The sequence below is a fragment of the uncultured Ramlibacter sp. genome (genome assembly GCF_936925435.1).
In the GTDB taxonomy this organism is placed as follows: Bacteria; Pseudomonadota; Gammaproteobacteria; order Burkholderiales; family Burkholderiaceae_C; genus Ramlibacter.
In genome coordinates this window covers 1-22,956 of sequence record NZ_CAKZHQ010000053.1, presented here as the reverse complement: position 1 = coordinate 22,956, position 22,956 = coordinate 1, and the positions used below count along the sequence as shown (strand labels likewise).

Genomic DNA, 22,956 nt, shown 5'->3' with positions numbered 1-22,956 from the left:
GGTGGCAATGACCAAGCAAGGCGCGGCCCCAATTGGTGTCGTGGAGAACCGCGCTCAACTCTCCTCGAGCGCGCTAACGCTCGGCGGCGTCATTCTGATTGGGCTGGGCCTGTACTTCATCTTCATCCGCCCAGCGCTTCTTCCCGAAGACCCTCGCTTCATGGGTACGTCGCTGGAGCAAATACGCAGTTCCTTCCCGGGTCTGCTTCTATGGCTGCCACGCGTTTTCTGGGTCATGGGCGGTTACATGGTCTCCACCGGGCTACTGACTTGCTACTTGGCCAGAACCAGCTTCCGCAGCCGAACGCCCGGTGCCGTCTGGGTCGCTGCGGTAAGCGGCCTCACGTCCATTGGCCTGATGGTCGTTGTGAACTTCATCATCGACTCTGACTTCAAATGGCTACTTCTGGCGTTCACAGCGCCGTGGGTGGCGGCGCTCTTGCTCTACGTGCGAGAGAAGTGACACCCTGGGGCCCCGGACACCTAGCGATTGCATAACCTGGTGACGCCGAATAGGACTAAGCTCTAAACTCTCCGTGAAAATGCGCCGTTGCTCTCGCCCGTTCACCGCCGTTCTGGTGGTGCTGTCGCTGCTGTTCTCCCAGCTGGCGTTGGCGAATTACGTCTGTCCTTCTGAGGCTGCACAGGCCGAGGCCGGCATGGACGCCATGGTGATGGCCGACGGTCAGCCCTGTGAGGGCATGGACACCGGTGTACCGGTGGACCAAGCGCAAGCCGTGCTTTGCCATCAGCACTGTTTGAACGCGCCGCAGTCGCTTGACGCGGTCAAACTGCCAACAGTCAGCCTGCCGGCCGTCGTGCACGTCTTGATTATTCCATTGGTGATGGACGAAGCGACCGCCCATTCGACTCGCTGCGCAACCGTCGGCGAGCCTCGACCACCTCCGGCCCCTCTTTTCCTCTCAACGCTCAGACTTCGCATCTGACAACTCCGTCGACTGACCGGCGTCGGCGCGGTTTCGCCCGCGACCCGACAAACGCCTACTTGTCCTCGGAGATGCCATGTTCATCCGTCTTTCTTCAGCGGTTGCCGTAGCGACGGCGATGCTGTCCGCGCCCGGTTGGGCCGCACCCCTCAGCCTTGACCAGGCGTTGCAACTCGCGACGGAGCGCTCTCAGACCGCTCGAGTAGCGCGCGCCGGCGCCGCAGGCGCAGCCGAGGCCGCCCGGGCAGCCGGCCAACTGCCGGACCCAGTGCTGAGCGTCGGCATTGACAACCTGCCCGTCACCGGCCCCGACCGGTTCCGCACCACGGCGGAATCCATGACCATGAAGCGGCTGGGCATCAGCCAGGAGTGGGTGTCTTCCGAGCGGCGCTCCCTGCGCCAGGCGGCTGCCCAGGCCCAGGTCCGGCGGGAAGCGGTCATGGAAGGGGTGGCTCTTGCCGACACCCGACTGCAGGCTGCGTTGGCCTACCTCGACGCGTACTACGCAGGCGAATCGCTCAAGCTCACGACACTTTCCGAGCACCACGTCCACGAGGAGGCCGAAGCTGCGAAGGCCCGCTTGTCGTCGTCGACCGGGAACAGCCAGGAAGTCTTGCAGCTGACGGCTGCCCGCGGCGTCGCGCAGGACGAATCGGCAGAGGTGACCCAAGTTCAAGCATCCGCGCTCGTCGCCCTCCAGCGCTGGGTCGGCGTGATGCCGGATGCCCTTGCCGCCCCAGCGCTTCCAGCTCCTTTGAGTGAGCAGTCGTACGTGGCCTCTCATCCGGCTGTCCTGGCCGCGCAGCGAGATATCGAACTTGTGCGGGCAGAAGCAACATCCACAGCATCGAACCGCCAGTCCAATTGGACCTGGCAAGCCTCGTATGGCCAGCGCACCGGCTTCTCGGACCTGGTGTCTGTCGGCGTCAACATCCCACTGCAGATTTCGCCCGGTGAGCGGCAGGACAGAGAAACGGCCGCCAAGTTCGTACTCGTCGAGAAGGCTGAGGCAGCACTCGAGGAGGCCACCCGCATGGCGCGCGCCGAATTTCACGGCTTGGCCAGCGATGCCCAGCGCCTGGGCCAACGCATTGAGCGCTACCAGGCGACTGTCGTCGTGCCGACGCAGCAACGTACCCAGGCCGCACTGGCTGGCTACCGGTCCAACCAGGTGTCCCTCGTGACGCTCTTCGAGGCCCGGCACGCCGAGGTCGATACGCGGCGCAAGCTGCTGAACTTGCAACGTGACCTGGCCAAGGTGCAGGCCCAGCTTGCTTTCAAACCTGTTTCCGGAGGTGCCCCATGAAGCGCGTTCACGTTGCGGCCACCGTAGTGGCAACGTTGGCCCTCGTAGCAGGCGGCTTCCTCGCCGGCAAGCACGCCAGCGCACCGGCGGAGAGTGTCGCCAGCGCTGCTTCCACCGGGCCCTCGGCCGAGCGCAAGGTGCTCTACTGGCGCGACCCCATGGTGCCGGGCCCGAGATTCGACAAGCCGGGCAAGTCGCCGTTCATGGACATGCAACTGGTGCCGGTCTACGCCGACGAACAGACCGACAGCGGCGGCGTGAAGGTCAGCCCCCAGGTGCAGCAAAACCTCGGAATCCGCACGGCGACGGTCACACGCTCGCAGTTAGCCACTTCTTTCGAGGCCGTAGGAGCCGTGCAATTCGACGAGCGCTTGACCGAGGCCGTCCAGACCCGCGTGAACGGATACGTCGAACGTCTCCTGGTGCGGGCGCCCATGGAGTACGTCCGCCGCGGGCAGCCCCTGGTCACCATCTACGCGCCAGACTGGCTGGGGCCACAGAACGAGTATCTGGCGCTCAAGCGGGCTGGAGTCTCTGAAGAGCTTGTGACTGCTGCTCGCGACCGCATACGTGCCCTGTCGATTCCGGACGCATTGCTGCGGCAAAGTGAGCAGGCGGGCGCCGCGCAGGCGCGCTTCACGGTGTCGGCGCCGGTGAACGGCGTCGTCGTAGAGCTCGGAGTCCGGGAAGGCGTGGCCGTGACAGCGGGTACGACACTCTTCCGGATTGCTGGACTCGAGAAGGTCTGGGCCGTGGCCGAGATTCCGGAAGTCCAGGCCGTCCGGCTGGTTCGCGGGCAGAAGGTCAAAGCAGCATTGCAGGCGGACGCATCACAGACCTTTGACGGCGAGCTGAAAGAAATCCTTCCGCAGGTCAGCGCGAACACGCGAACCGTGCAGGCCCGGTTCGAAGTCGCCAACAAGGCAGGCCGCCTGGTGCCAGGCATGCTGTTGCGCCTTCAGGTGGCCGGCGCCTCGGCGTCACGCCTGGTCGTGCCTGCCGAAGCGGTCATCCGTACCGGAACGCGTGCCGTGGTCATCCTCCGCAGGGAAGGTGGCTCCTTTGAACCGCGGGAGGTGCACATGGGCGCCGACTTCGGCGACCAACTGGAGATTTCACACGGACTGAGCGAAGGCGACCAGGTCGTCGCCAGCGGTCAGTTCCTGGTGGACTCCGAGGCCCGGTTGAAGTCGGTTTTGGGAAGCATGGCTGCCGGAGGTCTAGTCGCCGCCCCGCCCGCAACCGCCGCCGCGCCGCCTGCATCCGCCGCCGCTCCGCAAACGGCCGCTGCCGCTCCGCAAACGGCCGCTGCCGCTCCGCAAACGGCCGCTGCCGGTGGCGGCATCTTTGCCGCCACCGGCAAGGTCGAGAGCGTGGAGCCCGACGGCATCACCATCTCACACGGCCCCGTGCCGGAGCTGAAGTGGCCGGGCATGACGATGGGGTTCGGCAAGCCAGGCGCCAAGTCGTTCCCCGGCGTCAAGCCCGGAGACAACGTCCAGTTCACGTTCAAAAAGGGCGGCCCAATGGGTTACGAGCTGGTCAACGTGCAGCCCACTGGAGCCGGCAAGTGATAGCCGCCCTCATTCGGTGGTCCATCGGCAACCGCTTCCTGGTGCTGATGGCGACGGTGTCCATTGTTCTAGCGGGCATCTGGTCAGCGCAGCACATGTCGCTCGACGCGCTTCCCGACCTTTCGGACACGCAGGTCATCGTTCGCACACCCTACCCGGGCAAGGCACCGCAAGTTGTCGAAGACCTGGTCACCTATCCGTTGACCACGACGATGCTCAGCGTGCCGGGTGCCAAGACTGTCCGGGGCTACTCCTTCTTCGGAGACTCGTTCGTCTATGTCCTGTTCGACGACAAGACCGACCCGTATTGGGCACGTTCGCGGGTCGTGGAGTACCTGAACCAGGTGCAAAGCAAGCTGCCGGCAGGTGCCAATGCCTCGCTGGGCCCGGATGCGACCGGGGTGGGCTGGGTCTATGAGTACGCATTGGTCGACCGCAGCGGCAAGAACGACATCTCGCAGCTCCGGGCGCTGAATGACTGGTTTCTGAAGTTCGAGCTCAAGACGGTCACCGATGTCGCGGAGGTGGCCAGCATCGGCGGCATGGTGCGCCAGTACCAGGTGGTGCTTGAGCCGGAGCGCATGCGCACCCTGGGTGTGACCCAGCGCATGGTCATGGAAGCGCTCCAGAAGGCCAATCAGGCCGCCGGCGGCTCGGTCGTGGAGCTTGCCGAAGCCGAATACATGGTCCGTTCGCGCGGGTTTCTCCGGTCGCTGGAGGACTTCCGCACGATTCCCATCAATGTGTCGGGGGCGACGCCGGTGCTCCTGCGCGACGTCGCTTTCGTCCAGATGGGCCCGGAGATGCGCCGCGGCATCGCCGAACTGGATGGCCAGGGCGAGGTCACGGGTGGCGTGGTCGTCATGCGGTCCGGCAAGAACGCGAAGACGACCATCGAGGCGGTGAAAGCCAAATTGGCCGGCCTGAAGTCCAGCCTGCCGCCTGGCGTCGAGGTGGTCGCGACGTACGACCGCTCGCTTCTCATTGACCGAGCGGTCGACAACCTTGGGTGGAAGCTCGTCGAAGAGTTCGCCGTTGTCGCACTCGTTTGTGCGGTGTTCCTCTTCCACCTGCGTTCCGCCTTCGTTGCGGTGGTGACCCTGCCGGTGGGCGTGCTGGCCGCCTTCATCGTCATGCAGTGGCAAGGCGTCAGCGCGAACATCCTGTCGCTGGGGGGCATCGCCATCGCGCTCGGTGCCATGGTCGATGCCAGCATCGTGCTCATCGAGAACGCGCACAAGCACCTGGAGACATTCGAGCACCAGCATGGCCGCGGACCAACGTTAGCGGAGCGCTGGGAGTTGGTGGCCGAAGCCTCCGTCGAAGTTGGTCCCGCACTGTTCTTCTCGCTGCTGGTCATCACGCTTTCGTTCGTCCCGGTGTTCACCTTGCAGGCGCAGGAGGGAAAGCTGTTCTCACCATTGGCGTTCACCAAGACGTACGCCATGGCGGCCGCAGCCGGCCTTTCGGTGACGCTCGTGCCTGTCCTCATGGGATACCTCGTTCGTGGGCGCATTCCCCCCGAGGCATCGAACCCCCTGAACCGGTTCTTGACGGCCATCTACCGGCCGGCTCTTGAAGCGGTTCTTCGCTTCCCCAAAGCCACGCTCGCCGTCGCCGTTGTGCTCCTGGCGCTGACCGTCGTTCCGGTGATGCGTCTGGGCGGAGAGTTCCTGCCGCCCCTGGATGAAGGGGACCTGCTGTACATGCCTTCCGCCTTGCCTGGACTATCGGCTTCCAAGGCTTCGGAATTGCTGCAGCAGACTGACCGCCTCATCAAGACCGTGCCCGAGGTGGACCGGGTGTTCGGCAAGGCCGGGCGCGCAGACACGGCCACGGACCCGGCGCCGCTGGAGATGTTCGAGACCACCATCCAGTTCAAGCCGCGTGCGCAGTGGCGCGCCGGCATGACACCAGACATGCTGGTCGAGGAACTGGACCGCGTCGTCAAGGTGCCAGGGCTCTCGAATGTCTGGGTGCCACCCATCCGCAACCGCATCGACATGCTGGCCACCGGCATCAAGAGCCCAGTGGGGGTGAAGGTCGCCGGCGCGGACCTCCTGGCCATCGACCGCCTGACCGGTCAGATTGAATCGGCCGTGAAGAAGGTGCCAGGTGTGTCGTCCGCACTCGCAGAGCGGCTCACTGGTGGGCGGTACATCGACGTCGATGTCGACCGGGCGGCCGCTGCCAGATTCGGGCTTTCGGTGGCCGACGTTCAGAGCATCGTGTCGACAGCCATCGGCGGTGAGAACGTCGGCGAAGTCATCCATGGACGAGAGCGGTTCCCAATCAATGTTAGGTACCCACGTGAGGTTCGAGACTCGCTAGAGAGCCTGCGCACGCTGCCATTCGTGACGGAAAAAGGGGCCCAGCTCCTTCTGCAGGACGTCGCACGGGTGAGCATTCAGGAAGGGCCGCCAATGCTGCGCAGCGAGAACGCACGCCTGTCCGGTTGGGTGTACGTCGATGTGCGCGGCAGGGACCTGCGGTCGGTCGTCAATGACATGCAGGCCGCAGTGGCGAAGGAGGTCAAGCTGCCAGCCGGCTACTCGGTCTCCTGGTCCGGCCAGTTCGAGTATCTGGAGCGAGCCACGCAGCGCTTGAAGGTGGTGGTTCCAGCGACGCTGGCAGTCATCTTTGTGCTGCTCTACCTTCTGTTCCGGTCGGTCAAGGATGCGGGATTGGTGATGGCCGCGGTGCCCTTTTCCTTGGTGGGCGGTTTCTGGCTGGTCTGGGCTCTCGGGCACAACGTTTCCGTTGCGACAGCTGTGGGGTTCATTGCGCTCGCAGGCCTTGCGGCGGAGTTCGGAGTCGTGATGTTGGTCTATCTGAAGAACGCCTATTCCAGGCGCCTTGCGGCGGGAGAGCCGGACAACGATGAAACCTTGCTCGCTGCCATCCGGGAAGGCGCTGTGCTGCGCGTGCGCCCCAAAGCCATGACGGTTGCTGTGGTGATGGGCGGCTTGCTGCCTATCCTGCTGGGAAGCGGCACCGGCTCGGAAGTCATGACCCGTATCGCTGCCCCCATGGTGGGCGGGATGGTCACCGCGCCGCTTCTCAGCATGCTGGTCATTCCGGCCGCGTGGTACTTGCTGCACCGTCGGCGACGCCAAGAACTCAAGCCCCTACCTGTGCCTGATGGCACCGTGATTCATCAATCCTCAAGCCCATAATCCAGGAGCTCCCCATGAAAGCCTCCCGTCTCCTATGCGCCCTCATTCTGGTTGCTGCTACGTGCGTTCAAGCACAAGGCACAGCCAAGCCAGTGGCGCCTGCTGCGTCGGCCAGCAAGTCGACCATGCCACTCGTCGTTGCTGAAGTGAAAAAGGTCGACATGGAGAAGGGGCTCATCGTGTTGAACCACGGCGACCTTCCAAATCTCGGCATGCCTGCGATGACTATGGGCTTCGATGTTGCCGATAAGAAGATGCTCCAGGGCATCAAGGTCGGCCAGAAGGTCAAATTCCAGGCCGAGATGGTCGGCGGCAAGGCGACCGTGACAGAGCTGAAGCCGGCGCGCTAGCCTGCCGAGGGTCTGAGACCGCGCGCCGGCGCCGCTAGGGGTTGAGACGGCCGCTTTTGATGAATTGCCAAAGTGCCAAGCCAACCCCGAAGGCAATCGCGATGTTCCACATCGCCACAGACGTGGCGACATTGAATGTCCTCAGTCGTTGAGCACTACGAATCAGATGTCCATCCGCGAGATCGCAAGGCGTACAGGCCTGGCTCGCAACACCGTCAAGAAATACCTGCACTCGGAAGAGACGGAGCCCAGGTATGCACGGCGGGTCAGCTTCAGCAAGCTCGATCCCTACGCCGAGAAGCTGGTCACCTGGCCAGGAATCGAGGCAACAAAATCGCGGAAACAGCGGCGCACTTTGAGGCAGATCCACACAGGTAGCGGGCTTTTCTCTTTTTTGGACAGCATATTTGACACTGCCCAATATCCAGTACTGCAACTGGCGTCAGGCCGACAAGCTGGGATATGGCGGGCGCCGCCGCCAGCCTAGCGGGGATGGGGATCATCGTTTTCCAGCCGCGCCAGTTGTGAACCTCAGCGCAGGTGGTTGCGCGCCCGCGGGGCGGCGGCACCATCCTGTGCGGCGACTGCCAGTCCGGCAAGGATGCCGCACTGATCGGCAGTCTGCGACGCGCAGCACAACCGCCTGAGGTTCTTCAGCTGCTTCTCTAGCGCCCGCAATTCCTTGATGCGGGTCGTTACGTGGCTGATATGTTCGTCCAGCAGCGCATTGACATCGCCGCAATCCTGCGCACCAGCATCTTTGACGCGTAGCAGCACACGGACCTCGTCCAGCGACATGTCCAGCCCGCGGCAGTGGCGGATGAACTGCAGCCGCTCCAGGTGGGGCGACTCGTAGATCCTAAAGTTGCCTTGAGTCCTCGACGGGGCGGGCAGCAGCCCTTCACGCTCGTAGAAGCGGATGGTCTCGATAGGGGTTGAGGAGGCGGTGGCCAACTCGCCGATCTTCATGGGACGTTCCTTGCTGGGATTCCAGGGTGATTGTAGGGACTTGACTCTGTAGTGACTACAGGGAGTCAAATAGCCAGAATCAGGAAAAAACCATGTCCCAATCCCCCAACACCGATAACGAGCAGGGCAAGACGCAGCGGCGCGTGATCCCCTTGAAGGCAGCTCCTGTCGCGCCGGCGGCTCCGGCAGCTTGCTGCGACGACACGGCGTGCTGCATGCCCGAGCCGGCTGCGGCAACAACGGCCGCCGTGCCGCCTGGTGCGCTGCTGTTGCGCATCCCGGCCATGGATTGCGCGGTCGAGGAAGGCCAGATCCGACAGGTCCTGGAGCCTTTCGCAGGCTTGCGTCTGCAATTCAACCTTGCCGCCCGCACTCTGATGATCGACACGTCCGAAGCCGCTTGGCAGGCGGTTGTCGCCGCCATTCAGGGGGCCGGCTTCAAGACCGAGACGCTGTCGGCGCCACCGACGGCCGAAGCTACGGCGACAGCGCAGCGCGCCGATCTGTGGCGTCTGGTGGCGGCGCTGGCGGTGGCAGCTTTGGCCGAGCTGCTCCATTTGCTAGCGCCTGAGACCATGGTCTTGAAGGTGGCGGGCATGGCTCTGGCCGCCAGCGCCATCGCCCTGTCTGGTCTGACGGTGTTCCAGAAGGGCTTGTCAGCCCTGTTGCGTGGGCAGCTAAACATCAACGCGCTGATGAGCGTAGCCGTGCTCGGCGCCTTCCTCATCGGCCAATGGCCGGAAGCCGCCATGGTCATGGCGCTCTACTCGCTGGCTGAGCTCATCGAGGCGCGGTCCTTCGAGCGTGCGCGAAACGCCATCGCCGGCCTGCTGGCCTTGTCGCCGCCGCAGGCCGAGATTCGGCAGCTCGATGGCTCCTGGGTTCTGCAAGATGCCAAGTCGGTCCTTGTCGGTGCCACCGCTCGGGTCAAGCCCGGCGAGCGCTTCGCGCTGGACGGTCGCGTGACCACCGGCCGCGGAGCGGTTGACCAGTCACCAGTAACCGGTGAGAGCATCCCTGTCGACAAAGAACCCGGTGATGAGGTCTTCGCCGGCACCATCAACCAGAGCGGCGCACTGGAATTTGAGGTCACCAAGCCGGCGTCCGACACAGTGCTGGCGCGCATCATCCATGCGGTCGAGGAGGCCCAAGGACAGCGCGCACCCATGCAGCGCTTCGTCGACCGCTTCGCTGCGGTCTACACGCCGGCGGTTTTCGTCCTAGCGCTGCTCGTTGCCGTCGTCGCGCCGCTGGCGTTCGGCTGGACCTGGCTGGCAGCGCTGTACAAGGCGCTGGTGCTGCTCGTCATCGCTTGCCCCTGCGCACTCGTCATCTCCACGCCTGTCACAGTGGTGAGCGGCCTGTCGGCAGCCGCGCGCCGCGGCATCCTCATCAAAGGCGGCATCTACCTTGAGCAGGCCCGCACGTTGCGTGTCATTGCAGTGGACAAGACGGGCACCTTGACGGAGGGCAAGCCGAAACTCGTGGCGCGCGAGATCCTGTCCACTTCGATTGACCAAGACAAGGTGCTGCGCATTGCCAAGAGTCTGGCGGCGCGATCGGACCATCCCGTCTCAAAAGCAGTCGCTGCCGGCCTGCAGGCCGACGCTTTGCCCGTCGAATCGTTCGGCGCCGAACTAGGCAAAGGCGTGCGCGGGACCGTGGGTGGCCAGGAGTACGTGCTGGGCAACCACCGCTGGATCCACGAGCGTGGTCAGTGCGCGCCGGAGATCGAGGCAGCGATGCGGCAGCACGAAGCGCAAGGACGAACGCTGTCGCTACTGGCAAGCGCCGACGGCGTGCTGGCGCTGTTTGCGGTGGCGGACACAGTGAAGGAGACCAGCCGGCAGGCCGTCGCAGAGCTGAAGGCGCTAGGCGTGCGCAGCGTGATGCTGACCGGGGACAACCAATCGACGGCGCAAGCCATAGCCAGCCAGGTTGGCATCGAGGACGTCAGGGCGGACCTGCTGCCCCAGGACAAACAGCAAGCCGTGCAGGCACTCGGTGCGTCGCAGCCTGTGGGTATGGTGGGAGATGGCGTGAACGATTCGCCCAGTCTGGCGGCGGCGACCGTCGGATTCTCGATGGGAGGAGCCGGCACCGATATCGCCAAGGAAGCGGCCGACGTCATCATCATGAACGACGACCTGCGCAAGGTGCCCGAGACGATCCGCCTATCGAGGAAGACCTACGCCGTGCTCTGGCAGAACATCACGCTGGCGCTGGGCATCAAGGCCGTTTTCTTTGTGCTGGCCGTATTCGGCAGCGCCACCATGTGGATGGCTGTCTTCGCGGATATGGGGGCCAGCCTGCTTGTGGTGGCCAACGGCTTGCGGCTGCTGAAGGGCCTTAAGAACGCGGACGCCAAAGCCGTCCTTCAGGCTCAACAAGGTTCCCATGTGAGCTGATTGCTTGTCGGGCCTGACCGCTACTTTTCAGTCAGGCCTCCATCGCTAGAAACGATTTGATTTGCGGGTTGACTATGATAATTTCAAACGGGTTTAGGGCATACGCCGCACTCCTTTTCGCGTTGGCTCTGACCTTTGGTACAGCGGCACGTGCAGCAGAGGCGGACGTCCGTCGGGTGTGGCAAATGCTCGACTACCTTGCCGTGGACTATGCCGGCGCGGTCAAGGACGGTGCAGTCATCAGCCCGTCTGAATTCGAGGAAATGCGCGAATTCGCCAAGACGAGCCAAAGCAAGCTGACTGCGCTTGAGCCGCACCCCGAACAAGCCGCGTTGATCCGCGAGGCACAGGTGCTCTCCGCTGCCATTGAAGCGAAGAAGAGTCCCACGGAAGTGGCCTCATTGGCCAAGTCACTGGCCAATCATTTGCTTGCGGCCTACCCGGTGCCGTCCTCGCCTGCTACCGCTCCGTCAATGGCCCAAGCGGTAGGGGTCTACCAGGCCCAATGCGCTACGTGCCATGGTGCGACTGGCAGCGGCGACGGGCCTGCAGGTCTCAAGCTGGACCCTCGACCCGTCGCATTTACAGACAAGGACAGGGCGCGAGAGCGAAGTGCCTTTGCTCTTTACCAAGCGATCAGCCAAGGCATCGACGGGACGGCCATGCCCAGCTTTGCCAGCATTTCCGAATCCGACCGCTGGGCGCTGGCGTTTTTCATCGGTCAGTTTGCGCACGATGACAAGGAAGTTGCCGCCGGCCAGAAAGTGTGGGTTGAGAATGCGGCGGTTCGCGCCCAACTCACGAACCTGGATTCGCTATCCCGAATGACCCAGGCCGACCTGGCGGCGCAAGTAGGCGAAGTGCCTGCGGCGGCAACCATGGCCTATCTGCATGCGCATCCGGAAGCAGTGGTGCAAAACAGAGCGATCAGTTTCGATGTCGCGCGCCAAAAACTGGCGCAGAGCATCCAGGCGCTCGAAAGAGGTGACAACGGGAACGCCAAAGACCTCGCCTTGTCGGCATACCTGGATGGAGTGGAGCCCATTGAGCCAACACTCGCCACGCGCGACTCGGCGCTAATGGGGCGAATAGAGACGGCGATGGGAAAGTACCGTTCGCTGCTGGCCGACAAAGCCTCGCTGCCGGAACTGCGAGCGCAGATCCACGTCATCGACGAGTTGTTCAAGGAGGCGGACGCACTGCTCGGCTCCAGCGCGGACGCGACAGCTGCGTACCTGGGGAGCCTGACAATTCTGGTGCGGGAAGGCCTGGAAGCACTGCTTGTCGTTGTGGCCATGATTGCGTTCCTGCGCAAGGCCGGGCGCAGCGACATGCTGCGCTACGTGCATGCTGGATGGATCGGTGCACTGGTTTTGGGCGCGGTGACCTGGGCCGTGGCAACCTACTTTGTCAGTATCAGTGGCGCTAGCCGCGAGGTCACCGAGGGCCTGTCGTCGCTATTTGCTGCGGTGGTGCTACTCAGTGTCGGGATGTGGATGCACCAGAAGAGCATGGCCGGAGCCTGGCAGAAGTACATTCACGACAAACTTACAGCGGCCCTCAGCCGAAAATCCGCCTGGTTCATGTTCGGTCTGTCGTTCATCGCGGTCTATCGCGAGGTGTTCGAAACCATCTTGTTCTACGCGGCGCTCTGGGAACAGGGCAACCACCCGGCTCTTCTTGGGGGACTGGCCAGCGGCTTGGTCGTTCTGGCCATCATCGCCGTAGCGTTGCTGCGCTTTAGCGCACGCCTGCCGATCGGCAGATTCTTCACCTGGAGCTCTGCCCTGGTTGCCGTGCTCGCTGTGGTTTTGACAGGTAAAGGGATTGCCGCCCTGCAAGAAGCCGGATGGCTTGACGCTACGGTCTTCAACGTGCCGCGCATCGACCTGCTCGGCATCTACCCTTCGTTGCAAGGCATCGTCGCCCAACTGTCGATGGCTATCCTGATCGCTGTCGGATTTGTATGGAATGCCCATGTCGCAGCCAAAAAATTTGGCACTGCCTCGAATTAGATGTCTAAGGGCGCAAGAACCTGCATTTTGGAGTTTTTTGATGCTGGCTGTGGTCAAGAGCGGGCTAACAGCCCGGTCTTGCTGTGGGCGGGCAAGTCCTGACCTCGACGCGGGCCAATTCCTTCCTGCTACGATCCACGCCGATGAAGCGCTTCTGGCTTTCGCTGCTGGTCCTTGTGCTGTCTCTGCAAATGGGACTGGCCACCGCGCACGTGTGCACGGACGATCTACCAGCGGCAGCGTCTTCCCAGGTCCAGGTGGCCAGCGAAACGGCAGAGGGTGCAGAGGAGACACAGCTAAGCGCGACGAATCCCCTCGCCGACACATGTTGCTCCGGCAACGTCTGCCACGAACTTCACAACGCGATTGACCTCGCTCCCGCGCAACTGGTCCTTCCCCGCAACACTGGGCTCTTGGTCCAGTCTGAGGCGCGCCTTGCACAAGGCAACTTTGCCGTTCGCCACGAACGGCCTCAGTGGTCCGCCGCCTGACGGCGGGCCGCGAACTTCTTTCTTCCCCTTTCTGTCGCGGTTCGCCGGAGTCCTGTGTCTGACTTCCGGAGAACTGAATGCATTGGTATGTTTCCAGGCCCATAGCGGCCTTCCTGTGGTCGTGCCTCGCCGTCGCGGGCCCGAGCCAGGCCCAGACCGTGTCGTCATTGGGTCAAGCAGTCGAGGCGGCGTGGACATTGAGCCCGCAAGCGCGCTCGCTGGCCAGCCGGCAAAACGAGCTGGACGCCCGTTCGCGCGCCGCGTCATCGCTCTTCGCCGGACCTCCCAGCCTTTTGCTGTCCCATCGCACGGACCGTCTGGGCAGCAATGGGGGCCTGCGCGAAGATGAGATCGAGGTCTCCGCACCCGTCTGGACGCCAGCCGTGCGGCGGAGCACCTCGGAACAGGTCGATGCGGACCGCGCCGCTTTGGCTGGCCAGTACGCACTGGCCAAGCTCAAGCTAGCGGCCGAGGTGCGCGAGTTGGCAGCACAAGCTGCAGCGGCCCGCATCGAGCGCGACATCGCCCAAGGCAAGCTGCGCGAGGCGCAACTGCTGGCAGCCGATGTGGAGCGCAGGGTCAAGGCCGGCGACGCCGCCAGGGTGGACTCCCTGCAAGCGCAGTCGACGCAACGCCAGTCGGGCGCCGGACATGCACTCGCCGAAGGCGCGCTGGCACGCGCCTTGTCGCAATGGCGGGCATTAACGGGTCTGGCCAGTGTGGCCAGCCTGGACGAAGCGCCCGGCAGCCCGCAAGACCATCCCGCCGTGCTGTCCGCCCAGGCACAGCTTCGTGCAGCCCAAGCGCGGCTGGCGCTGGCGCAAGCAGACCGCAGGGAGCCAATGGAAGTCGGTGTGGGTATGACGCGGGAACGGCCAGCATCCGGCTTTGCCAGCGACAACTCGCTGCGGCTTGCTCTGCGCATTCCGCTGGGCAGCGCAAGCCGCAACGCGTCCAAGCTGGCAGCCGCGCAGGCTGAAGTAGACGAAGCCGATGCGCAAGCCCTGGCCGCGGTGCGCGCCATAGAAGCGGAGCGCGATGCAGTGCGCAGCGACCTGGACGCAGCGCGCCGGGCTGAGTCGCTCGCTGCTGACCGGGAACGGGGCAGCCGCGAGGTCCAGGACCTCATCGCCAAGTCGTACCGCCTCGGGGAAAGCGACCTGCCGACGCGGCTGCGTGCAGACAACGAGCGCTTCGAGGCAGAACTGGCCCATGCCAAGGCGCGCCTGGAAACTCAGCGCGCCACCGCCCGACTGAATCAAGCCTACGGGATCCTTCCATGACCACCTTTCCTCCCAACACATTCATCGCCAGATTGCTCCGCAGCTTCCTGACCACCCTTGTGTGCACTGCTGCCATGTCGTCCTTCGCATCTGACGACCATGACCACGGCGCGCCCGCGCCCGCAGGGACCGCCAGCCCGCGCATCCAGGTGCACTCGGACCTGTTCGAACTTGTCGGCGTCGTCGACAAAGGCCGGATGACCGTGTATCTGGACCGCTATGCGACCAACGAGCCTATTGCGGGCGCCAGGATCGACTACGAGTCCGGCACGGACAAAGGCACTGCGCAGCCACAGGCCGATGGCACTTACCAGATCGCATTTGCTGCATTGGCCAAGCCTGGCGATCTTCCTTTTTCCTTCACTGTGGCGGCCGGTCCGGATACAGACCTTTTGGCTGGCGATCTCGACATCCATGATCCGCACGCGCACGCCGCCGACGCTCCGCCCCGCTGGCCGCAATGGCTTGGCTATGCCCTGGCCGCTGCCCTCGTCCTCGCACTCGCCACCTTTGCCGCGCGCAGATACAGGTTGAAGAAATGAATAAGCATCTTTTCCCCGTGGCGGCAATCGCCACCCTTTTGTCTATCCATCCCGTCTGGGCGGGTGAGGGCCATGACCATGGCGCCCCGGCTTCCGCAGCCACGGGCAACGCACCCAAGCGCCAGCCCGACGGCAGTGTGTTCTTGCCCAAGACCTCGCAACGCCAGCTGGCTGTGCGCACGGTGGTGACCGAGAGCAAGGAATTGCCACAGACCGTAGAGCTCACCGGACGGGTACTGATGGACGCCAATGCAGGCGGCCGGGTCCAGCCGACGCAGGCGGGACGCATCGAAGCCGGTCCCAAGGGCCTTCCCCAGCTTGGCCAGTCCGTGCGCAAGGGCGAGATCCTCGCTGTCGTGCGGGCCTCGGCGGGCGCAATCGACCGGGCCAATCAGCAGGCCCAGGGTGCGGAACTAGCGGCCCAACTGGAGACGGCACGGCGCCGCGCCGCGCGGCTCGCCCAGTTGGAAGGGACCGTGCCCCAGAAGGACATCGAGGCAGCCCAAGTCGATGTCACCAGTCTGCAGCAGCGCCTTGCTGCCGTCAGCGGTTCAGTCTCGGCCGGCGAGGCTCTGGTGGCACCCGTCAGCGGCGTCATCTCTTCGGCCAACGTGGTGGCGGGACAGGTGGTGGACGCCCGCGAAATCCTGTTCGAGATCGTTGACCCCGCGCGGTTGGTGGTCGAAGCGCAGGCCTTCGATGTCGCCCTGCCCGCCGGCATCGCATCTGCCAGCGCGAGCACAGGAGCCGGCCACAGCGTGCAGCTGCGCTTTGCCGGCGCCGGCCGCAGCCAACGTGAAGGTGCGATCCCACTGCTGTTCCGCACGGTCGGTACAGCAGCGGTCCCTCTGGCGGTGAACCAGCCCGTGAAGGTCCTCGTCCAGACAAGAACGCTCATCCAAGGCATTCCCGTTCCCGCCGAGTCCGTGGTCAAGAGTGCCGGCAATCAGGACATCGTCTGGGTGCACACCGAAGCCGAGGCGTTCGAGGCGCGGCCGGTCCGCACAGTGCCGCTGGATGGCGCCTCGGTGTCCGTGGTGAATGGCCTGAAAGCCGGGGAGCGCGTGGTGACGCAGGGCGCCGCCCTGGTCAACCAGGTTCGCTGAGGTCCCCATGTTTGAAAAACTTGTCCATTTCTCCCTGCACAACCGCCTCATCGTTGCCATTGCCGCGGTGATCCTCATGGTCTATGGCGCGTTCACCCTAACGCGGATGCCTGTGGACGTGTTTCCGGATCTCAACAAGCCCACGGTCACGCTGCAGGCAGAGGCCGGTGGCATGGCGCCGGAGGAAGTCGAGCAACTGATCACTGCGCCGCTGGAGACCGCCATGGGCGGCATCCCGGGTGTCGAAAGCATCCGCTCGGTGTCCAGCGTCGGCTTGGCCTTCGTCTACGTCACCTTCGACTGGAAAACCGACATCTACCGCGCACGCCAGATGGTGGGCGAACGGCTCTCCACAGTGCGCGAGCAGCTGCCCGCAGGCGTCGAGCATGTTGGCATGGGGCCGGTGAGCTCCATCATGGGCGAGATCATGTCGGTTGCATTGCCGATCGACCCGGCCAGGATCAGTCCGATGGTGGTGCGTGAGTACGCCGACTTCGTCATCAGGCCCCGCCTGCTGACCATTCCTGGCGTGGCTCAGGTGGTGCCTATCGGTGGTGAAGTGCGTCAGTACCAGGTCCAACCGAACACACAGCGAATGGCGGCGTTGGGTGTGACCATTGAGGACGTCGAGGATGCGCTGAAGGGCTTTTCCGGCAACACCAGCGGCGGCTTCCTGGAACTCAATTCTCGGGAATACCTGATCCGCAACATCGGGCGCACCACCCGGATCGAAGATCTTCAACGGCTCCCCGTGGCCTTTCGCAACGGCCAGCCTGTCAGCCTGAGCCAAGTCGCCACGGTAGCTTTCGCAGCTGCTATCAAGCGGGGCGACGCAGGCTACAACGGCAAGCCGGCCGTGTTGCTGGGCGTCCAGAAGCAGCCCGATGCCGACACCGTGAAACTCACCGCGGCTGTGGAGGATGCCCTCGCCGGCTTCAAGAAGAGCCTTCCACCGGGCATGGGTGAGCCGATCGTCACCATGCGGCAGGCCAGCTTCATCGAGGCCTCGGTGCAGACCTTGCAGGGCAAGTTCCTGGCGGCGGCGCTTGTCGTCGCGGTCGTTCTCTACCTGTTCCTGATGAATGTGCGCACCACGCTGATTGCGCTGACGGCCATCCCGCTGTCGGTCATGATCACCGTGCTGGTGTTCAAGTACTTCGGTTTCTCGATCAACACCATGACCCTGGGCGGCCTCACGATCGCCATCGGCGGCCTGGTGGACGACGCGGTGGTTGGCGTGGAAAACGTCCTGCGGCGCCTGAAGATGGACCGAAGCGCGCACCCGGAGCACCGGATGGGACCGCTGGAGCTGATAGCGCGTTCGACGCTGGAGGTGCGCTCGGCGATCCTTTATGCCACCGTCATCATCGTCCTGGTCCTGATGCCGCTGTTCTTCCTGCCGGGAATCGAGGGGCGGCTGATGCAGCCGCTGGCGGTGGCCTACATCGTCTCGCTCCTGGCTTCCATGCTGGTCTCCGTCACTGTCACTCCGGTGATGGCCTACTACCTGCTGCCTCGCATGAAGGGCATGGACCATGGCGACACCCGGCTGCAGGCGTGGGTGAAAGTCCGTTACCAGAGCGGCCTGCAGCGCTTGCTGCAAAAGCCCAAGCCATGGCTGCTGGCCGGCGTTGCAGCGGTTGTGCTGGCTGCGGCTGCCGTGCCATTCTTTCCGACCACCTTCCTGCCCCCATTCAACGAAGGCACGGCGCTGGTGGGCGTGCGGCTGAACCCCGGGACCACTCTGGCGGAAACCACGCGCGTGGGCACGGTGGCGGAGAACAATCTGCGCAAGGTCGCAGAAGTCGAGCACGTGGGCCGGCGTTCCGGCCGCGCGGAACTGGATGAACACGCCGAAGGGGTCCATGTGTCGGAACTCGATGTGCGGCTGCGGCGCAGCGACAGGAGCGTCGAGCAGATCTACGCCGATTTGCGCGAGCAGGTCTCCACTCTGCCCGCATCTATCGAGATCGGCCAGCCGATCAGCCACCGCATCGACCACATGCTGTCGGGCGTGCGCACGCAGATCGCCATCAAAATCTATGGCGATGACCTGGACACACTACGCGGCCAGGCCGAGGGGCTGCGCCAGCAGCTGGCAGGAATCGAAGGTGTTGTCGATCTGCAGGTGGAGAAGCAGGTGTTGACGCCGCAGATCCAGGTGCGCGTGGACTATGACAAGGCACTGGGCTATGGGCTGCCACCGGCCAAGCTGCTGCGCGAGCTGCAAATGCTGATCGACGGTGAAAAGGTCACGCAGATCGTCGAAGGCAGCCGGCGTTTCAACCTGGTGCTGCGCCTGCCGGAGTCGGCCCGGGGCCTGGACGGGCTGCGCAACCTCTTCATCGATACGCCAGGCGGGCGCGTGCCGCTGTCACAGCTGGCCACGGTGGAGGAGTCCGACGGTCCCAACCAGATCAGCCGTGACGATGGACGCCGCCGTATCGTTGTCTCGGCAAACGCGCAAGGCCGTGCGCTCAGCGACGTGGTGAGCGATATCCGCGTGGTGACATCACAGGTCCGGCTGCCTGAGGGGTACTTCATCACCATCGGCGGCCAATTTCAGGCCCAGGAGGACGCGAGCAGGCTGATCGGCCTGCTGTCGATTGCTTCCGTGGCGCTGATCTACCTCATCCTCTACTCGCGCTACAAGTCCGGCGTCCTGGCGGCCATCATCATGGCCAACATCCCGCTGGCGCTGGTGGGCGCCGTGTTCGGGCTGTGGCTGTCGGGCCAGCCGCTGTCGGTGGCGGCGCTTGTGGGTTTCATCACCCTGGCGGGCATCGCCATCCGCAACGGGATCATGAAGGTGTCGCACTACATCAACCTGTGCGCCTTCGAGAACGAGAACTTCGATGACAGGATGCTTGTGCGTGGTTCGCTGGAACGGCTGACGCCTGTGCTGATGACCGCACTGGTCGCAGCACTGGCCCTGGCGCCGCTGCTGTTCGAGGCCGACCAGCCGGGCACGGAAATCCTGCATCCCGTGGCCGTGGTGATCTTCGCAGGCCTCATCACGTCGACGTTGCTCGACTCATTCCTGACGCCTGCCATGGTCAAGCTGTTTGGCCGCAAACCGATTGAAAACCTAGTCAACCAGGCCGGCAGCGAAGCCTACTGATCACTCTATCCACCGTCCAACTAAAAGGAAACCTCGTATGAAGTTAAAGACCATGGCCACTGCGGCGGCAATCGCGCTGACTGCCTACGCTGGTGCGGCATTCGGGGACGATGATCACAAACCGAAGCACGGCGGAATCGTTGTGGAGGGCAAGGCGCTGGACATGGAGATCGTGGCCAAGCCGGACCTGATTCAGGTGTATCCCAGTGACCATAGCAAGCCGGTGAAGGTCGAAGGTGCCAAGGGGAAGCTGACGCTTCTCAATGGCACCGAGAAGACCGAGGTAGACCTTGTTCCGGCCGGGGACAAGCTGGAAGCCAAAGGGAGCTTCAAGATCGCCAAGGGAACTAAGGGCATCGCATCCGTCACCCTGGCAGGGAAGCAGGCGACGGTAGCGCGGTTCGAGATCAAGTAAGCCGTGTTGCTCGCGAGGTCCGCTTTGGGTGGCGGATTCAACCGGTCGACGCAACACAGTCGTTGAACATTTCAGCCGGTGTTCTGAAGCCCAGAGTCTTCCTGGGCCTCTCATTCAATTTTCTCGCAATCGCATTCAAGCTGGCCTGAGAGTAGCCAGAGATGTCGATGCCCTTGGGCAGGTACTGCCTGAGCAGCCCATTCGTGTTCTCGTTGGTGCCGCGCTGCCACGGGCTCTGAGGATCACAGAAGTACACCTGGATGTCAGTCGCCAGGGTAAAGCGCTTGTGGCCGGCCATCTCCTTGCCACGGTCCCAGGTGAGTGATTTGTACAGCTCCTGCGGCAGCTTGCGCGCGTGCCGCGCGAGGGCATCGACCACCGTCTGCGTGTCCTTGCCCGCCACCTTGACCAGCATCACGTAGCGCGTCTGACGCTCCACCAAGGTCGCGATCTGGCTGTTGCCGCTACCGAACACCAGGTCACCTTCCCAGTGCCCAGGCACAGCCCGGTCCTCCACCGTCGCCGGACGCTCGCTAATGGACACGGCATCGGCAATTTGGCCGTGGATAGCAGTCTTCTGGGTGTGGTGCCGCGAGCGCCGCATCCCGCGTGTGCGCCTCAAGTGCTCAAGCAGCTCCTTCTTCAAGGCCCCTCGGGCTTGAATGAACAGGCTGCGGTAGATGGCTTCGTGTGACACGTGCAGGCTCTCGTCGCCCGGGTAAGTATGCTGGAGCCAGCCAGCGATCTGCTCTGGCGACCATTGGCTTTGCAGCTTGGCCGTTACCAGCCGCGCCAGCGCCGGGCTCTGGGCCAGCTTGCATGTCTTGGGCCGGTGCGCCCGTTCCCACGCAGCCTGGTCGGCCTGGGCTGCCCGGTAGTAGGAGGCGCCTCCGTTGCGGTGAATCTCCCGGCTGATGGTCGAGGGAGAGCGCGCAAGCCGGGTGGCCACCGAGCGGATGGATTCGCCGGCAACCACTGCACGGGAGATCTCCTCGCGCTCGGCCAAAGTCAGGGCAAGACGGGAGCGGCGGCGCTCGGCAGGCCGGAAGCCACCTGTCTCGGCCAACACACCTCGGATTGACGTGTGCGGCCGGTCAAACAGCTTGGCTATCTGATGGAGCGTCTCTCCCTTCTTCCAGCGCTCCCACATCAGCGCCTTCTGCGTGTCGGTGTAGTAGGTCGGTCTTCTGCGCATTCACACACTCCTTCTGCTCTCGCAGTTTCAGTGTGTTGCATCGACCGGTTGAATCCGCCGCCAAAAGCGGACGCGCTTTCGAGGGCTGGACATTGGCTGCCGTAGCGATTCCAATTGTGAGTCTTCTCTGCCGTTCAAATTCATGCTGAGGCTCCCTTCGGGGCCCAACGAAGCTGCTTGCTGCGTGATGGCTAGAGGCTGACAGGGTAAGAGCTACCATCGGCAGATGCGTCGTTGTCCTTGGATCATCGCACTCCTGTTGTTCCTGGTGTCCCTACCGTCGGCCGCGACGGGCACGTTCCCCCGTGAACATTGGGAATCGTTTGCAACTCCAGAGGACGCGGGTTTCTCTAGCGAGGGCTTACGCGCCGCGCAGGCCCACGCATCAAGCATTGACACAGCCGCAGTCATGCTTGTGGTTCAGGGGCGGGTTGTGACGCAGTGGGGTCGCACTGCGGAGCGCCTCAACGTGCATTCGATCCGCAAGAGCTTGGTCAGCGCGCTTTATGGAATAGCCGTCGGGGACGGTACCGTATCGTTGGATTCGACACTGGCGGAATTGCGTATCGATGACAACGAACCGTCCCTCACGGAGGGCGAGAGGCGCGCAACCGTGCGGCAACTCATCACGGCTCGCTCGGGCGTGTACCACCCTGCACTTTACGAAACTCCCGGCATGGCGGCAATGCGACCGCTACGTGGCAGTCATTCCCCCGGCACCTTCTGGTACTACAACAATTGGGACTTCAACGCCCTCGGCACGATCTATGTGCAGGCGACGGGGACCGACATTTTTGAAGCATTCCAAGCAAGAATTGCCAAACCCTTGCGCATGGAGGATTGGCGCAGCGGAGACGGCGAGTACTTCCGAGGCCGCGACTCCATACATGCCGCGTACCCGTTCCGAATGAGCGCACGTGACCTCGCTCGATTCGGGTTGCTGTACCTACACAGAGGCAATTGGGAGGGCAACTCGATCATTCCCAGCACATGGGTAAAGGACAGTGTTGCAGCACACTCGGATGCGGGTTTCGCCGGGGGTTACGGCTATCTGTGGTGGGTGGCAGTTAATGGCAGGCACCTGCCATTCGTTAACCTGCCGGCTGGTTCCTTCTCCGCACAAGGCGCTGGCGGACACTATCTCCTAGTAATACCCTCCATGGACCTCGTCCTTGTCCATCGCGTGAATACAGATATCCGCGGGCAGTCCGTCAACGCGAGACAGTTCGGAGAACTGGTGCGCCTAATACTTGAGGCGAGAGTAGTCCCGGCCGCGAACGCGAGGGACCGAGAGTCAAACCGTAGGCATCGCTAGGCTACTCGCCTTCAAATGAAGGCTTAGAAGTCCACGAAGTCGGGCAAACACCGACCCGTAAAGACTATGCTTCGTCTATGAGAGAAGAGACGGGTTTGCACGGGCGACTCATCGAAATCGCGAGCGGCTCAACATGGTTCATGACTGCATTGAGGGCAGTGCAGGGGATGCGAGTCGAGGAGTGGTGCATCGGCGCCGGCGCGGTGCGAAACTTGGTGTGGGACCACCTTCACGCTTATTCGGTTCCATCCAAGCTTCCGGATGTAGATGTTGCCCACTTCAATGCGCAAGATCTGAGTCTGGAGACTGATGAGGTCCTACAGGCACGGCTGTCGGCCTGTTGCCCCCACATTCCGTGGGAGGTCACGAACCAAGCTGCCGTTCACCTCTGGTTCGAATCTCACTTCGGTCATGCGGTGCCCCCGCTTCAATCTCTGGAGGAGGCCGTCGCGTCTTGGCCGGAGTTCGCTACCTGTGGTGGGCTGTCGCTGGACAGGTACGGAAGAATGAGCGTGGTCGCTCCCCACGGACTGACCGATCTGTTCCAGATGAGGGTTCGCAGGAACCCTGCGCGGGTCAGTGTGGCGACTTACCAGCAGCGGCTTGCTGAAAAGCGCTTCCGAGAACGGTGGCCGAATGTGCACGTCGTGCCTTGCTGAGTCGAACGTCTGCTTCCGGCCGAGGCTGTGTGGAAACACTCCGGCCCTTGCGCTGATCGATGACCGAAGGCCGCCGAACGGCGG

Annotated in this window: 18 protein-coding genes and 2 pseudogenes; 17 read left to right on the top strand and 3 right to left on the bottom strand. The window is 63.5% G+C overall.

The genetic code is table 11. The annotated features are described in order from the left end of the window. Window positions 1–7 precede the first annotated feature (7 nt). From Q0632_RS21860 to Q0632_RS21845, 4 genes and pseudogenes are all read left to right on the top strand, one after another. A complete protein-coding gene (locus Q0632_RS21860) occupies window positions 8–463 on the top strand; it encodes a hypothetical protein (RefSeq protein ID WP_298934269.1) in 456 nt (151 codons plus the stop codon). A 79-nt stretch (window positions 464–542) separates the two neighbouring features. Continuing rightward, on the top strand, window positions 543–947 hold the full coding sequence (locus tag Q0632_RS21855) for a hypothetical protein (protein WP_298934295.1): 405 nt from the start codon (window positions 543–545) through the stop codon (window positions 945–947). Between the two features lie 76 nt (window positions 948–1,023). Beyond that, window positions 1,024–2,253: a TolC family protein gene (locus tag Q0632_RS21850; protein ID WP_298934267.1), complete on the top strand. Its 1,230-nt coding sequence runs from the start codon at window positions 1,024–1,026 to the stop codon at window positions 2,251–2,253. Next, window positions 2,250–3,422 (top strand): annotated as a pseudogene (locus Q0632_RS21845) (efflux RND transporter periplasmic adaptor subunit); the annotation flags it as partial. The gene Q0632_RS21850 and the pseudogene Q0632_RS21845, both read left to right, overlap by 4 nt. A 51-nt stretch (window positions 3,423–3,473) precedes the next feature. On the opposite strand, the gene Q0632_RS22410 reads toward Q0632_RS21845, so the two are convergent. Further along, window positions 3,474–3,575 (bottom strand): hypothetical protein, encoded by a 102-nt coding sequence (locus Q0632_RS22410; RefSeq protein ID WP_367181242.1) that lies wholly within the window; start codon window positions 3,573–3,575, stop codon window positions 3,474–3,476. Window positions 3,576–3,596: 21 nt separating this feature from the next. Between Q0632_RS22410 and Q0632_RS22405 the strand changes: the two genes are divergently transcribed. The 4 genes and pseudogenes from Q0632_RS22405 to Q0632_RS21830 form a co-directional block, all read left to right on the top strand. Further along, a complete protein-coding gene (locus tag Q0632_RS22405; protein ID WP_367181241.1) occupies window positions 3,597–3,827 on the top strand; it encodes a copper-binding protein in 231 nt (76 codons plus the stop codon). Beyond that, window positions 3,824–7,003 (top strand): efflux RND transporter permease subunit, encoded by a 3,180-nt coding sequence (locus Q0632_RS21840; RefSeq protein WP_298934263.1) that lies wholly within the window; start codon window positions 3,824–3,826, stop codon window positions 7,001–7,003. The genes Q0632_RS22405 and Q0632_RS21840 overlap by 4 nt, the downstream gene beginning before the upstream one ends. A 14-nt stretch (window positions 7,004–7,017) precedes the next feature. Beyond that, window positions 7,018–7,353: a copper-binding protein gene (locus tag Q0632_RS21835; RefSeq protein ID WP_298934261.1), complete on the top strand. Its 336-nt coding sequence runs from the start codon at window positions 7,018–7,020 to the stop codon at window positions 7,351–7,353. Window positions 7,354–7,454: 101 nt separating this feature from the next. Further along, a pseudogene (locus Q0632_RS21830) lies at window positions 7,455–7,723 on the top strand (helix-turn-helix domain-containing protein); the annotation flags it as partial. Window positions 7,724–7,884: 161 nt separating this feature from the next. Here Q0632_RS21830 and cadR read toward each other — a convergent pair. After that, window positions 7,885–8,322 carry a Cd(II)/Pb(II)-responsive transcriptional regulator gene (gene cadR, locus Q0632_RS21825; protein ID WP_298934259.1) on the bottom strand — a complete coding sequence of 146 codons (438 nt, stop codon included), beginning with the start codon at window positions 8,320–8,322 and terminating at the stop codon, window positions 7,885–7,887. Between the two features lie 215 nt (window positions 8,323–8,537). Here cadR and Q0632_RS21820 point away from each other — a divergent pair, with 215 nt between their 5' ends. The 7 genes from Q0632_RS21820 (at window position 8,538) to Q0632_RS21790 (ending at window position 19,703) form a co-directional block, all read left to right on the top strand. Then, on the top strand, window positions 8,538–10,730 hold the full coding sequence (locus Q0632_RS21820; protein WP_298934292.1) for a heavy metal translocating P-type ATPase: 2,193 nt from the start codon (window positions 8,538–8,540) through the stop codon (window positions 10,728–10,730). Between the two features lie 185 nt (window positions 10,731–10,915). After that, window positions 10,916–12,745: a cytochrome c/FTR1 family iron permease gene (locus tag Q0632_RS21815; RefSeq protein ID WP_298934257.1), complete on the top strand. Its 1,830-nt coding sequence runs from the start codon at window positions 10,916–10,918 to the stop codon at window positions 12,743–12,745. A gap of 568 nt (window positions 12,746–13,313) precedes the next feature. Next, window positions 13,314–14,519 (top strand): TolC family protein, encoded by a 1,206-nt coding sequence (locus Q0632_RS21810; protein WP_298934255.1) that lies wholly within the window; start codon window positions 13,314–13,316, stop codon window positions 14,517–14,519. Continuing rightward, window positions 14,516–15,061: a hypothetical protein gene (locus Q0632_RS21805; RefSeq protein ID WP_298934252.1), complete on the top strand. Its 546-nt coding sequence runs from the start codon at window positions 14,516–14,518 to the stop codon at window positions 15,059–15,061. Before Q0632_RS21810 ends, Q0632_RS21805 begins: the two co-directional genes overlap by 4 nt. Further along, a complete protein-coding gene (locus tag Q0632_RS21800) occupies window positions 15,058–16,167 on the top strand; it encodes an HlyD family efflux transporter periplasmic adaptor subunit (protein ID WP_298934249.1) in 1,110 nt (369 codons plus the stop codon). Before Q0632_RS21805 ends, Q0632_RS21800 begins: the two co-directional genes overlap by 4 nt. Window positions 16,168–16,174: 7 nt before the next feature. Continuing rightward, window positions 16,175–19,288, top strand: a complete 3,114-nt coding sequence (locus Q0632_RS21795) for an efflux RND transporter permease subunit (protein ID WP_298934247.1) — start codon at window positions 16,175–16,177, stop codon at window positions 19,286–19,288. 37 nt (window positions 19,289–19,325) lie between these two features. Continuing rightward, entirely contained in the window at window positions 19,326–19,703 is a 378-nt protein-coding gene (locus Q0632_RS21790; protein ID WP_298934245.1) for a hypothetical protein, read from the top strand. A 37-nt stretch (window positions 19,704–19,740) separates the two neighbouring features. On the opposite strand, the gene Q0632_RS21785 is transcribed toward Q0632_RS21790, so the two are convergent. Further along, complete coding sequence (locus Q0632_RS21785) at window positions 19,741–20,898, bottom strand: IS30 family transposase (protein ID WP_298934243.1); 1,158 nt, start codon at window positions 20,896–20,898, stop codon at window positions 19,741–19,743. 226 nt (window positions 20,899–21,124) lie between these two features. On the opposite strand from Q0632_RS21785, the gene Q0632_RS21780 reads away from it, so the two are divergent. Both Q0632_RS21780 and Q0632_RS21775 read left to right on the top strand, forming a co-directional pair. Continuing rightward, window positions 21,125–22,213, top strand: a complete 1,089-nt coding sequence (locus tag Q0632_RS21780; RefSeq protein WP_298934241.1) for a serine hydrolase — start codon at window positions 21,125–21,127, stop codon at window positions 22,211–22,213. Window positions 22,214–22,290: 77 nt separating this feature from the next. Next, a complete protein-coding gene (locus Q0632_RS21775; protein ID WP_367181238.1) occupies window positions 22,291–22,872 on the top strand; it encodes a nucleotidyltransferase family protein in 582 nt (193 codons plus the stop codon). Window positions 22,873–22,956 lie beyond the last annotated feature (84 nt).